Source organism: Cellulomonas sp. P5_C5 (genome assembly GCF_054049655.1).
Map to the genome: position 1 here is coordinate 82,063 of NZ_JBFULY010000002.1, position 13,256 is coordinate 95,318.

At 72.8% G+C, this 13,256-nt stretch carries 13 protein-coding genes; all 13 read right to left on the bottom strand.

Annotation, left to right across the window (positions count from 1 at the left end):
- Window positions 1-83 precede the first annotated feature (83 nt).
- The 13 genes from ACXJKF_RS02220 to ACXJKF_RS02280 all read right to left on the bottom strand — a co-directional run bounded on the left by ACXJKF_RS02220 (window position 84) and on the right by ACXJKF_RS02280 (window position 13,242).
- A complete protein-coding gene (locus tag ACXJKF_RS02220) occupies window positions 84-1,307 on the bottom strand; it encodes a hypothetical protein (protein ID WP_456786110.1) in 1,224 nt (407 codons plus the stop codon).
- Window positions 1,304-1,843, bottom strand: coding sequence for an RNA polymerase sigma factor (locus tag ACXJKF_RS02225; RefSeq protein WP_456786111.1), 540 nt, complete (start codon window positions 1,841-1,843; stop codon window positions 1,304-1,306). Before ACXJKF_RS02225 ends, ACXJKF_RS02220 begins: the two co-directional genes overlap by 4 nt.
- 101 nt (window positions 1,844-1,944) lie before the next feature.
- Window positions 1,945-3,378: a hypothetical protein gene (locus ACXJKF_RS02230; RefSeq protein WP_456786112.1), complete on the bottom strand. Its 1,434-nt coding sequence runs from the start codon at window positions 3,376-3,378 to the stop codon at window positions 1,945-1,947.
- A complete protein-coding gene (locus ACXJKF_RS02235) occupies window positions 3,371-3,925 on the bottom strand; it encodes an RNA polymerase sigma factor (RefSeq protein WP_456786113.1) in 555 nt (184 codons plus the stop codon). Before ACXJKF_RS02235 ends, ACXJKF_RS02230 begins: the two co-directional genes overlap by 8 nt.
- Before the next feature lie 195 nt (window positions 3,926-4,120).
- Window positions 4,121-5,575: a hypothetical protein gene (locus tag ACXJKF_RS02240; RefSeq protein WP_456786114.1), complete on the bottom strand. Its 1,455-nt coding sequence runs from the start codon at window positions 5,573-5,575 to the stop codon at window positions 4,121-4,123.
- Entirely contained in the window at window positions 5,568-6,113 is a 546-nt protein-coding gene (locus ACXJKF_RS02245; protein ID WP_456786115.1) for an RNA polymerase sigma factor, read from the bottom strand. Before ACXJKF_RS02245 ends, ACXJKF_RS02240 begins: the two co-directional genes overlap by 8 nt.
- 148 nt (window positions 6,114-6,261) lie before the next feature.
- A complete protein-coding gene (locus tag ACXJKF_RS02250; protein ID WP_456786116.1) occupies window positions 6,262-7,713 on the bottom strand; it encodes a hypothetical protein in 1,452 nt (483 codons plus the stop codon).
- Window positions 7,703-8,257 (bottom strand): RNA polymerase sigma factor, encoded by a 555-nt coding sequence (locus ACXJKF_RS02255; RefSeq protein ID WP_456786117.1) that lies wholly within the window; start codon window positions 8,255-8,257, stop codon window positions 7,703-7,705. Before ACXJKF_RS02255 ends, ACXJKF_RS02250 begins: the two co-directional genes overlap by 11 nt.
- 87 nt (window positions 8,258-8,344) lie before the next feature.
- A complete protein-coding gene (locus tag ACXJKF_RS02260) occupies window positions 8,345-9,688 on the bottom strand; it encodes a hypothetical protein (RefSeq protein ID WP_456786118.1) in 1,344 nt (447 codons plus the stop codon).
- Window positions 9,678-10,235: an RNA polymerase sigma factor gene (locus tag ACXJKF_RS02265; protein ID WP_456786119.1), complete on the bottom strand. Its 558-nt coding sequence runs from the start codon at window positions 10,233-10,235 to the stop codon at window positions 9,678-9,680. Before ACXJKF_RS02265 ends, ACXJKF_RS02260 begins: the two co-directional genes overlap by 11 nt.
- A 61-nt stretch (window positions 10,236-10,296) precedes the next feature.
- Window positions 10,297-11,721 (bottom strand): hypothetical protein, encoded by a 1,425-nt coding sequence (locus ACXJKF_RS02270; RefSeq protein ID WP_456786120.1) that lies wholly within the window; start codon window positions 11,719-11,721, stop codon window positions 10,297-10,299.
- Window positions 11,711-12,265, bottom strand: coding sequence for an RNA polymerase sigma factor (locus ACXJKF_RS02275; RefSeq protein ID WP_456786121.1), 555 nt, complete (start codon window positions 12,263-12,265; stop codon window positions 11,711-11,713). The genes ACXJKF_RS02270 and ACXJKF_RS02275 overlap by 11 nt, the downstream gene beginning before the upstream one ends.
- A 113-nt stretch (window positions 12,266-12,378) precedes the next feature.
- The gene (locus tag ACXJKF_RS02280; RefSeq protein ID WP_456786122.1) at window positions 12,379-13,242 is read right to left on the bottom strand and encodes a hypothetical protein; all 864 of its coding nucleotides are present in this window, start codon (window positions 13,240-13,242) and stop codon (window positions 12,379-12,381) included.
- Window positions 13,243-13,256: the final 14 nt, after the last annotated feature.

The following is a 13,256-nucleotide window of genomic DNA, read 5'->3' on the forward strand; positions in this document are numbered from 1 at the left end:
ATTCCTCCCTCGCTGAGCTGACGCCGAAGGCGCGCATCCCCACGGGGTGCGCGCCTTCGTCGTTCGTGCCCGACGCTCAGCGATCAGTACGCCGTGCCCATCACCCACCACCGGGGTCCACCGGCCCACGAGATCGTCCCCAGCCCGTACGGCTCGCCCGGCTCCGTCGGCATGGCCATGAGCTCATGGGCCTCGCCCGACGCCAGGTCGTGAGCAGTGACGACCATCGCCTGGTTGATGAAGACGGTGTCGCCGACGACGGTCGCCTCCACGACGGGCATGTCGGCCTCGACGCCCATGTCCTGGACGAGCGTCGTCGTTCCGTCGGACGCCACGGCGAAGACCCCGAAGACCCCGTCCACCGTCGTGACGCGAACCTCTCGCCCGTCCGGCAGCACGGTCGCTGCGCGGTGTGACCCGAACCCGGCGGTGAACGACGGCTCGGCGAGCATCGTCGGGAGGGTGCGGTAGAGGGAGCCGCTGTCGTCGAGGCCCCCGCACGCCAGGGCAGGGAAGGAGTTGGTCTGCCACTCGGCGACGGAGCAGTCGGCAGCGGCATACGTCGTTGCGKAACCGTCCGGTGCCACCGCGTGGAAGACGCCGGACCCCTGCCAGAGCATCGATCCGGTCGACGTGACTCCGATCAGCCAGAGGGCACCGTCCGGTCGCCCCGACGCCGTGAGCTCCCCGGTCCGCAGGTCGAGCCAGGCGTAGTCGTTGTGCCCCTCGCGGGTGAACGTGTTGACGAGCGCCCTCGGCTCGCCCGCCTTCCAGTACGTCAGCTGGTTGACCATCACGGGCGGATCGTCGGGGAGCTCCAGCAGCCTGTACCGCCTGCCGTCAGGAGACAGGAGGTACAGCGTGATTGTTCCCACCCACTGCTCCTGGGTCTGCTCCGAGTAGTAGCTGGGGATGTAGAGCCCGAGGGACCAGCCCTCCGTCGCGGAGCCCAGGACCGCGTCCGTGACGGGCTCTGACGGGGGCTGCCCGAAGGTAGGCGGTACGGCCAGCAGGGTCGGCGAGGGCGTCAGGCTGACGGTCGGCGCGGGCGCAGCGGTCGGTGTCGGCGTCGCGGTGACCGGAGGTGCCGCGGGCTGCGGCACCGGCACGAGCCGGAGTCCGGCCCAGACCGCCGTCCCGACGACGCTCGCGACCATGACCCCGGCCGCGGACTCGACCGCGTGCCGGCGCACCCGCCGCCGTCGCACCGTCCGCACGACGCGCGAGAGCCGGGCTTCGTCCGGGCCGTCGCTCGGTGACAGCTCCTCGGCAGCCCGGACCAGCAGAGATCCCAGGTCAGCACTCACACCGCACCTCCAGTCAGTCGCACGTCGGTCGTCTCTCGGTGGTCCGAGGTGGTTCCGAGCGCCGCGTCGAGGCGCTTGGTCGCGTCGGCCGTGTAGCGCTTCACGGCTCCCTCCGTCAGCCCGAGGGCGGCCGCCGTGTCGCGGATCGACATGTCCTCGACCTGCCGGAGCACGACGCACGCGCGCTCGCGGGGAGCGAGGGTCTGCAGAGCGCGCTGGACGTCCGCGCCAAGCCCGCGAGCCTCGATCTCGACGGTCGGGGTCGGCCGTGCACGAAGTCGCGCGGCCGCGCCTCGTTCGCTGGTCCGGCGACGGGCCTCGTCGATGGACCGGGTGACCACCGCTCGCCGCACGTACTGCTCCGCCTGGGCGATCGAGGTGAAGCGTGCCCGGCCGGAGAAGGTCGCGATCAGCGCCTCCTGCACCAGGTCCTCGGCGTCGTCCCGAGACCCGCAGACGAGCATCGCGTGGCCGACGAGCCGGGAGTGCCGCTCGCGCACCAGCTGCTCCAGCATCGTCTCCCACCGTGCGCTCACAGGACGTGAACTCCTCTCCCGGCCCACACGGCCGATGTCGCCAACAAGAACGGAGCACAACCCTGAAAAGTTGGGTCGTCTCCACGCACACCTCGTCGTTCCTATCCAGCCGTCCCGACGACCCAGGAGTAGACGCCCTCCACCCAGGCGGGCACCTCCGCCGTGGTCGATGGCAGAGGTGCGACGAGGGCTGACGACCCGTCGCGGTGGGCCGTGACTGTCGTGGGCACGTGGTCGCCCGAGCATCCACCGCGTGCCTGGACGTAGACCTCCCCGCCGCCCGGCGACCATGTGTGGAACTGGTCCTCACCCAGGGCTCCGGGGCCTTGGACCAGGCTGAACGTCCCGCCGCCCCACGTGTATGCGCCGGTCCAGCACTCGAACGCGTCCACGGTCCCGGCGCCGAACGCGAGCACACCGTCGCGCACCCACGCGCCTGTCCATGCCTGGGGGTAGGGATCGCCCGCAGCGAGATCCTGCAAGTGCACCGCGGGCTGGTCGGTGGTGATGCCCCACCGCCAGAGGCTCGGGCCTGCGGCCGTCTGCCACGCGTCACCGACGGACCCGTCCCAGCACCACATCAGCAGGGCCTCATCGTCGAGCCACCCGACGACCTGGCACTGTCGGCCGTCGGCTCCGACGGCGCGCACCGACCGGGCGCCAGTCGACAGGTCGAGGAGCGCGAACGACGGGCCGTCGGTGAGGTTCGCGTCGGGCAGCGTCACCGCCCAACGGCCCGCCGGGCTGACAGCGAGCTCACCGACGGCCTCACCCACCGGCTCGGCAGCACCGTCGTCCACGATCGTGAGCAACGGACCGGACATCGACATCGCGTCGTGGGCGTCCCACCACAGCTCAGCACCGGTGGGCGTCGAGGTCACGAACCACGGGAAGCCCGACATCCCCCGCGTGTCGTCGCTGATCGCTCCCGTCGTGAGATCGAGGATCGCTCGCGGCGAGTCAGCAGATGTCGTGGTGCTCTCGAGACGCACGACGGCGCTCGTCGTCCCGGCTTCCCATGCGAGCAGCTCCACCTCGGCGTCCGCCGGCAGGTCGACCACGCGATAGAGCTCGCCGGCCGGGGACGACAGGACGACCGTGTGCGCAACCACGACGTCCGGGTCCGCCGCCGCCGTGGACCGGTAGACCGACAGGACCCAGCCGGGCGTCGTCTGCTCGAGCAGGCCGGCCGGCAGCGCGTAGGTCGGCGGGAGGCCGAGGATGTCGTCGGCCACCGCAGGTGGCGTCGGGGTGGGCGACGGGCTCGGGACCGGCGTCGGGGTGGGCGACGGGGACTGTGTCGTCGTCACCGCTGGCCTCGGCTCGTCGTCGTGCTGCAGACCGAACCACGACGCGCCCGCGACGACCGCGCCGATCACGAGCACCCCGGCCGACTGCACGGTGTGCCGCACCGCGTGCCGGCGCCGGACCCGTCGCACGGTCGCTGCTCGCACCGACGCACTCGGCGCCCGACCGCCCAGGGAGAGCTCCGCGACGTCCGCGGCCTCGTTCATCAGGTCATCGAGCTCACGCATCGCGACGCACCTCCGCCGTCGGCACCAGTCGGACCGGTTCGTCGGCCGTCGCCGAGGTCGTCGTCCCCAGGATCCTGTTCAGGGTCGCCACACCGTCCGCGACGTACCGCTTGACCGCGCCCTCGCTCACGCCGAGCAACGCGGCGGTCTCCCGCACCGACAGGTCGTCCATGTGCCGCAGCACGACGCACGCCCGCTGACGTGGAGGCAGCTGCGCGAGCGCCTCCCGCAGGTCGCCCGCCACACCCGGCAACGCGTCGTTGACCTCGGCGACCGGCAGCGCAGCCATCCGGGTCAACGCGGCCCGCTCACGGGTGCTGCGGCGCGCCCGGTCCACGAAGCGCGACGTGATCGCCTTGCGCACGTACTGCTCCGCCTCGGCGACCGAGTCGAACCGGGCCCGCCCGCCGAACGCGGACACCAGCGCGTCCTGCACCAGGTCCTCGGCGTCCTGGCTCGTCGCCACCAGCAGCATCGCCCGCGCCAGCAACCGCGGGTACCGCTCGTCGACGAGCCGCTCGAGCATCGGCTCCCACCGGCGTGCCATCTGTCCCCCTGTCGATCGACCCAGCTGACAAGAGAACGACACATCGGCCCCCGAGGTTGTGCGATCCGCGGATCTTCTCCTGATCGGCTCAGCAGCCGGTGGGTCCACGACGTCGGCCCGGCATCAGGCTCGAGCGCAGAGCTGACACGACGACGACGCGCACCCCGCGGATGCGCGCCGCCCTCGTCGTCCTTGCTAGCGAGCCGCGACCCACGAGGTCATGCCGTACGTCCAGTCCAGCCCGTCCGGCCGTGGCGCCGGCTCCGGCGCCAGCACGACGGGCCCGCTCGCCGGATACGCCGTGAGGGACTCCGGGGTCGCGTCGTGGCACGACGACATCGCCGTCAGGTACAGGCGCCCGTCGACGGAGGTCGCGTGCGCGTAGAGCTCGTCGGGGAACGTCGTCACGAGCGTCGGAACTCCCGCTGTCCACGTGTACAGCCCGTCAGGGCAGGCCTCGGCGAGGTACGAGGCGTATCCCGGCGCGGCGAGCAGACCATCCGCGAGCCACGAGTCGCTCCATACCTGGGGGGCCTCGTCCGTGGGGCCGAGGTCCCTCAGGTGGGTCGCGGTGAAGGAGCTCGACGTGATGTCGACGTTCCACAGTCCGACGTACTCGTCGCCCAGGTCGTCGTCCTCGGAGCACGTGGTCAGGAGCGTGCTCGCATCTACCCACCCGACCACGTCGCACCGTTGGTCGCCGGCGCCGTAGTCGTGGACGCGTGCCTCGCCAGTGGCCAGGTCGACGATGCCGAGCGACGGCGGCACCTCCCCGTTCAGCGGCAAGGAGGCGAACGCGACACGCGTACCCGTCGGGTCGAGCAGGAGGTGGCTCTGCCCTGCGCGGTCGAGCGTGGCGACGAACCGCGCGTCGCTGTCGCCGTCGACCGTCAGCAGGTCGACGTCGTCCGTGTAGTCGACCGAGGGGGGCGTCGGCTGCGCCCAGACCTCCGCGCCGGCCGCATCCTGACCCACATAGACGACGTTCCGCGCCATGCCGCGCAGGTCCTCGGTGATGGCGCCCGTGGTGAGGTCCAGCACTGCGCGGCCTGTGGTGACGGCAGTCGAGGAGTACAGCGGACGCACACTGACGACCGCCGTCGACGAGCCTGCGTCCCAGCGATCCAGGGTCACCGTCGTCGAGGGGTCGATCGGGAGGTCGACCACCCTGTACAGCGTGCCCTCCGGTGAGCTGAGGACGACGGAGTGCACGTCCGGCACGGTCTCCACGTCTTCGACGTACGCCTCGGACCGGTAGATCGACAGCACCCAGCCGGGTGTCGTCTGCTCCAGCAGGCCGGCGGGCATCGCGTAGGTCGGCGGGAGGCCGAGGATGTCGTCGGCGACCGCGGTCTGCGTGGGCGACGGTTCGGGCGACGGGGTCGGCGACGAGGTGGGCGACGGGGTCGCGGACACCGTCGGGCTGACCGCGGGCGCCGGGTCGTCGCTCCTGTTCATGCCGAACCACGTCGTCGCGCCCAGCACGGCGACCGCCGCCGTGGCACCGCCCGCCTCGAGGGTGTGCCGACGGGCGCGACGGAACCGGACCTTGCGGTGCAGCCGGTCGCCGACCTGCGCGGTCGGGAGGTCCGCCAGCGAGCCGGAGCGCTCCGCGAGCGCGTCGTTCATGAGATCTGCCAGCTCACGCATCGTGGACACTCCTCTGCGACGTCAGGACCTGCACCGTGTGGTCGTTCACCGTGGCCTGCGTGCCGAGCAGGCTGTTCAACGCGCGGATGCCGTCGGCGGTGTACCGCTTGACGGCACCGTCGCTGACCCCGAGCAGCGCCGCGGTCTCCCGGACCGGGACGTCGTCGAGGTAGCGCAGGACGACGCACGCACGCTGCCGCGGACTGAGCTGGGCGAGCGCTGCCTCCAGCCGGTCCGCGACGCCACCCGACGCCGGGATCGCGACCAGCGGACCCTGGCCGACCTGGTCCGCGAGCGCCCGCTCACGTCCGCGGCGTCGGGTCCCGTCGATGAACCTCGACACGATGGCCCGTCGGACGTACTGCTCGGCCTCGGCGACGGTGGAGAACCGCGCCCGGCCGGAGAAGGTCGAGAGCAGGGCCTCCTGCACCACGTCCTCCGCGTCGGTGCGCGACGAGCAGAGCAGCATCGCTCGCGCGACGAGCTGCGTGTAGCGCTCCTCCACCATCTGCTCGAGCAGAGGCTCCCATCGACTCACGCCAACCCCCTGGAAGGTGTCTGGGGCACCTTCGCGGTGCCTGCACGAGAAGAACGATCCTCAGGAGGGCTCAGGTTGTCGGAGGTGCGGACGAGTTTCTCTCCGGCCGGCACCCCACGTCTCTGGTCTGCGACGGGCGGCGGACTGCCTAGTGCCGGGGACTGGCTACCGCCACCGTGTACGGACCGACCGATCCCGTGCCCGTCGCCCCCCAGTCGACCGGAACCAGGATCGTCGTGGCTCCCGTCGACCCGTCGACCCGGCTGGTCTCGGGCAGGGCGATGTCGGCGCACACGGGCATCCGAGTGAGGTAGACATCGCCGTCCACTCCGGCGAGCGGCCAGAGGGACGTCAGGTCGTCGCCGTTCGTGGCCAGGAGCTGGACCGTGTCGAGAGAGCTCCGCCAGACGAAGACGCTCCCGCCGCAGTCTCCTTCCGAGGAACCCGGTCCCGCGCCGGTGAACGCCACACCACCGTCCCCGGTCGGAACGCCTCCGTCGGCGGGGTAGACGTCGCCGGACGGGTCGTCCGGTGCCACGAGGACGGAGACGGGGTCCGCGCCGCCGGGCGAGGTGTCGACGCGCCAGTGGCTGGGTCGCGCACCGTCGTCCAGGCACTGGACCAGCACGTCGCGGTCGTCGATCCAGGAGACGACGAAGCACTGCGACCCCGGCCACCGACCGACAGCCCTCGACTCATCGGTGGCGAGGTCGACGACGACGGCGGTCTCGGGCGAGAACCGGTCCTGCAGGAGGATCCCGACACCGGACGGGTCGACGGCGACCTTCCACGCGTCGCGCACGCCTGCCTCGACCCCGACCGTGCGGGTGGTCCCTGACCTGTCGACCACACTCACGGTCCGCTGCGACGGGTCCTCCAGAACTCCCGTCAGCACGACTCGCTCGCCCGTCCGGGTCCAGCCCACCGTCGACGACGACGGAACGGTCGGGATCGGGGTCATGTCCCCCGTGAGCAGGTCGACCGTCCCCCAGGACGTGACGCCGTCGGCGTCCCAGACGGTGATGTCGGCCGTGCTCGACCCCGCCATCCAGTGGTCCACCGAGAAGGTGACCTCGGGTGCCAGATCGACCACGTGGTACCGCTCACCTTCGGGCGAGGCGAGCACGAGCGCGTTGAACCTGGGGAKCGCGTCGATCGCTGCGTTCTCCGGGCCGTCGTCCGACGAGATCGGGGCAGGGCCGGAGAACCGGAACAGCACCCACCCGGGCGTCGTGCGAGCGATCAGCTCCGGGGTCGCCTCAGGCATCGGCGGCAGGCCGGGAAGCACGACCATGACGGGGGTGACGGTGGGCGTCGGCGTCGGCGTGGGCGTCGGCGTGGGGGTCGCCGTCGTCACGCTCGGGCTGGGGGTGTGCGCGGGGACCGGCTCCTGCTGCGGCGCGACCAGCCACCCGACCGCACCGACCGCGACGGCGACGCACGCGACGGAGGTCGACCGGACGGCGGCGCGAGTGGTGCGGCGGCGGCGGACGGCGCCGCGCAGACGCAACACCCGGTCGGTGTCGTCGGCGGTGTCCGCGAGCGCCCTCGTGCTCTGGTTCAGGGCGTCGCTCATGAGCTCGTGCAGGTCACGCGTCACGGTGCACCTCGTTCACGGTGAGCAGGACGGGGGCGGTGTCGTCGGAGTCGGCGACCACGTCGAGGAGGGCGGACAGGGCGCGCACGCCGTCGGACACGTAGCGCTTCACGGCGCCTTCGCTGAGCCCGAGCAGGGCGGCGGTCTCCCGGACGGACAGGTCGTCGAGGTGTCGCAGCACGACGCACGCGCGTTCGCGGGGAGCGAGCGTGGCGAGCGCGCGGGCGAGCTCGTCGGGGAGCCCGCGGTCGGCGGGGTCGGCACCGAGCGGCACAGGTTCAGCGGCGACCCGTTGCAGCGCGACGGTCTCGCGTCCGCGCCGCCGTGTGCCGTCGACGAACCGGGACACGATGGCGCGACGCAGGTACGCCTCGGCGTGGTCGACGGAGGTGAACCGCGCGCGGCCGGAGAACGTCGACACCACCGCGTCCTGGACCAGGTCCTCCGCCGCGTGCCGCTCGCGCACCAGCAGCATCGCCCGCGCCAGCAGCGCGGGGTACCGCTCCCGCACCACCTGCTCGAGCAGGGGTTCCCACTGCCGTCCCATCGGTCTCCCTCGTTGCCGTGTACTCCTTACACGACGGAGGGGCCTCGGCAGGTTGGGGTCACCCGTCCGCAGCAGCCGGACGACGGGCTAGCGGGCGACCACCCAGGACGACAGGCTCGTCGACCAGTCGCCTGCCGGGACCGGGCCGAGCACCACCTGCGTCCCGGCGTCGTGCACCGTGAGCTCGGTCATCGTGCCTCCGGCGGCGCACCCGGGTGTCACCCCGACGTACACGGCCCCGCCGACGGCGTCGACGCGCGTCGTCCCGCTGGCGACGAGCACCGGGGTGCCGTCGGTCAGGTACACGCCCTGCGGGCACGACTCCGCCATGCCGAGCTCGGGTGTGAGGGGCACCCCGGCGAACGCCACGACACCGTCGCTGACGTACGTCCCGGCCGCGGCCGTCGTGAACGAGTCGCCGGCGACCTGCTGCCGGACCAGCGTCACGGCACCGGTGAGGTCGGCCCGCACCAGCCGAGGGTTCCACTCGAGCGGGCCGAAGCCGTCCGTGTAGTCGAAGCACTGCGCGAGCACGCCCGTGGCGTCGGTCCACCCGACCGTGCTGCACTGCCCGTCGGTGACGGGGTACTCGATCTCGGTCCGTTCGCCGGTGGTCACGTCGACCACGACGACCGCCTGCGCCGACGCGGTGTCGGACGCGACGAGCCGTCCGTCCGGGCTGACGCTCACGCGCGTCGTCGAGGACCCGAGGGAGCCGGTCTGCCGAGGATCGCCCTCGCGGGGCAGCAGCCAGGTGGCCGGGGGGTCGGCCCCCTCGACCGGTGTCATCCAGACCTCGGCGCCATCCATCACCGTCGCGACGTGCACGGCGCCGGCGGGGAGCGCCCGCGGGTCGGGTGTCACTGCACCGGTGAGCAGGTCGAGCGTGCCGGGCACGTCGTGGGTGAGCACGCGCGCCGTCGTCGACCCCGCGTCCCAGCCGATGACCCGCAGCTCGTCGGCCGCGGAGACGTCCGCGACGAGGTAGCGCTCGCCCTGGGCGGAGGTGAGCACGACGTACTGGCCCGCCACGGTGCCGTCCGAGGACACCGGGCGGTAGGTCGCGATCACCCAGCCGGGCGTCGTGCCGGTCAGCACCCCGTCCGGGAGCGTCAGCATCGGCGGCAGCCCGGGCAGCGTCACCGGCGTCGGTACCGGGGTGGTCGACGGCGACGGCGTCACCACCGTGGGCGACGGCGTCTGCGCGGGCGGCGGCGCCTGGGTGCCGCGCGTACCGAGCCAGCCCGCCGTGGCGAGCCCCGCGACGGCGACCACGGTGAGCGACGTCTCCGCGGAGTGCCGGACCAGCCGACGGTGCCGCACGCGGCGGACCGTGCGCGCGAAGGTCGCGGGCTGGGGGGTGATCCCGGCGATGTCACGCTCCTGCGCGTCGAGCGCGTGGGTGAACACGTCGGTCAGGTCACGCGTCATGACGCACCTCCGGGGTGGGGACCAGACGGACCGGCTCGCCGACGTCGGCGGAGCTGGTGGTGCCGAGCAGGGTGTTGAGGGTGGCGACGCCGTCGGCGACGTAACGCTTCACGGCGCCCTCGCTCAGGCCGAGCAGGGTGGCGGTCTCCCGCACGGACAGGTCGTCGACGTGCCGCAGCACGACGCACGCCCGCTGACGAGGGCTCAACCGGGCGAGCGCCGTGCGGAGCTCGTCGGGAAGCCCGCGCTCCGCCGGCTCCGGGACGGTCGGCACGGCCTGGCCCGACACCCGCTCCAGCGCCGCGTGCTCGACGTGGTCGTGCCGGGTCCGGTCGATGAACCGCGAGACGATCGCGCGGCGCACGTACTGCTCGGCCTGCTCGACGGACCGGAACCGCGCCCGCCCGCCGAACGTCGAGACGAGCGCGTCCTGGACCAGGTCCTCGGCGTCCGCGCGGGACCGGACCAGGAGCATCGCGCGGGCGACGAGCCGGGCGTAGCGCTCCGCGACCACCCGCTCGAGCATCGGCTCCCAGTGCCTGCTCATGGCGCCTCCTCCTCGATGTCCTACCAGGACAACGAGCGCCGACGCGAGGAGGTTGTGGGTGTCAGCCGCCGATGACCTCCGCGCCCTCGACCCACGACGACAGCCCGGCGGCCCAGCTGGTGCCGTCGTCCGCGGGCACCGGCGCCAGGAGCGTCGAGCCACCATCGCTCGGGTGCACGGTGAGCTGGCGCGGTGCGGCGTCGCCGGAGCAGCCCGGCGACGACTCGACGTACACGTCCTGCGCCTCACCGACGCGCACGGAGAACACGTTCTCCCCGCGGTCACCCCGGCCCTCCACCTGGGTGAAGACCCCGGCCTCCCAGGTGGACACCCCGTCCACGCAGCCGTGGAGGTCGATGGTGCCGGCGGCGAACGCCACCACACCCGGCCGGACGAACCTGCCGCTCCATGGCTGCGGCCACGGGTCCCCCGCCACCAGGTCGCCCACCTTGAGACCGATCCGGTTCGTCTCCGAGAACTCGATCCCCCAGAGGCTCGGGTGCGAGTCGGCGGACTGCGGGTCACCCCCGGCGTCCCAGCAGGTAGCGAGCACGATCCTCTCGTCCACCCAGCCCACCGGTTCGCACGACGCGCCCGGGACGCCGTAGTCGTACTGGTGCAGGCGCCCGCCGCGCAGGTCGACGACGCCGATGAACCCGGGTTCGTTCTCGGTCACGGCGAAGCCCCCCGGACCGATCAGGAACGTGCCGGGGTCGCCGGACACCGCCCCGAGCGGCTCCGCACCGACGGGACCGACCTCCCAGAGGGTCCCCAACGGGTCGCCTGGTGAGGTCCAGACCTCCACGGCATCGGGTGAGAGCCCTTGGTACGTCGCGTCGACGGGAAGGCCCTGCTCGTCCGGTGTCAGGGTCCCGGTCGTCAGGTCCAGGAAGGTGCGCGCCGAGAGCCTCTCGCCGCCGGGCGACGATGCGACCGACACGAGGGCCGTCGGGTCCCCCGCCGTCCACGCGGCCAGGGTGACGCTGCGGTCCAGTGGAAGGTCGACGACGCGGTAGCGCTCGCCCGCGGGCGAGACCAGGACGACGGAGTTCGCCACGGCCACGTCCGCACCGGACGGCCGCGACTCGTAGACGGCGAGGACCCATCCCGGGGTCGTCTGAGCGAGCAGGCCAACGGGAAGCTCCTGGAGCTCCGGCAGGCCGGCGGACCCCCTCGGCGTCGGCTCGACCGGCGGTGCAGGGGTAGTGGACGGCGTGCTCGTCGGGGTCGGCGTCGGCGACGCGCTCACCGACGGCGACGGTGTGTCCGCCGGGGTCGGCGGGTTCACGCGGGACAGCCCGGCCCAGCCGGCGACGCCGACCGCACCCGCGGCCGCGATGCCGACGACGGACTCGACGGCGTGCCGCTGCGTCCGGCGGCGCCGCACGCTGCGCACGACACGGGCCAGCCCGAGGTCGTCAGCGACGTGCGGAGCGCCCAGGTCGTCGCGGGCGCGTCCCAGGAGGGTGTGCAGATCAGTGGTCACGCTGAGCCTCCGTCGCGTCGACGAGCCGCACCGCGGTCGTCTCCCGGTCGTTCGTCGTGGTGCCCAGTGCGGCGTCGAGCCGCGCCGTGCCGTCCGCGGTGTACCGCTTGACCGCGCCCTCGCTCAGCCCGAGCGCCGACGCGGTCTCCCGCACGGAGAGGTCCTCGAGCTGGCGCAGGACGACGCAGGCGCGCTCGCGCGGGGACAGGGTCTGCAGTGCGCGCTGGACGTCGGCACCGAGTCCGCGCTCCTCGACGACGACGGCCGCGACGGGTCGGGCCTCGAGCCGCTGCGTCGCGGCACGCTCACGGGTGCGGCGACGGGACTCGTCGATCGAGCGGCTCACGATGGCGCGCCGCACGTACAGCTCGGCCTGCGCGACCGAGTCGAACCGCGCCCGGCTGGAGAACGTCGACACCAGCGCGTCCTGGACGAGGTCCTGCGCGTCGTCGCGCGACGACGTCATGAGCAGCGCATGCCCCACCAGCCGGGGGTAGCGCTCCCGCACGAGCTGCTCGAGCAGCCCCTCCCATGCGACGTTCACTGCGCCCCTCTCGTCGGCGCGGACCGCCTACCGGACCGCGCACCAAAGAGAACGACACAGCGACGGATCCGGTTGGGGGGTCTTCGGCATGCGCGAGGTCCGACGTGAAGGCGTCAGCGCACGACGATCGCCTGCACCTCGGCGACCGGCATCGCGACCTCCTGCCAGGCCGACTCGAGCGCCGTCGGCAGGCCCGCGATCCCCAGCGGCCCACCGTCGAGCTCGAACCGCACGTCGTAGACCAGGCGCATCCGCGCGGTGTACGAGGGCAAGCCGTCAGGCCCGGCGGGCTGGCCGGCCGACGACCTGTCGTACAGGTGCGAGCACGCAGCCGACTCCGCCGTCGTCCACGGGCACGACACCACGCCCGAGCCGTCGCCCGGATCGAGCTCGAGCCGGTTCGGTGTGCCGATCGCGACCACGCCCAGCGCCTCGGTCCCGGTGATCTGCCCGGTCGTGCCGGTGCTCGCCCAGAACCACGTGTCGAGGCCCACGACGGCGCGCACCGGCGGGTTGAACTCGATCGAGAACGCCGGTGTGTGCAGCGCGCCGAACGCCTGCTCGGCCCGTTCCGCGAGGGAGGGGCCCGCCGGCTCGTACCAGGACCAGCCCGACAGCGTGCCGCCGGGGTCGGGCGTGCAGGAGCGGTACGTGTAGATCGCCTCCGGGGACGGGCGTGTCTCCTGCGGCCAGCTCGACTCGGGGAGTGCGGACGGGATGTTCGCCCAGCAGTAGACGCCCTCGCTCAGGCAGAACTCGTACCCAGCGGGCGGGTTGCACGCCGACCCCCCACTGCCGCCGTCCGACCCGCCCGGATCGCCGGGCTCGGAGGTGTGGCAGTGCTCCCTGTCGTACGTCACCTTGCCTTGGCCCGTCGTCACCGCGATCGGTGTGCAGTGGTGCGCGAACGCTGGGGTGGCTGCGACGAACGGCACAGCCACGGCGACTGCCGCCACGGCCAGCAGCAGTCGTGCCACCAGGAGCCACGCCC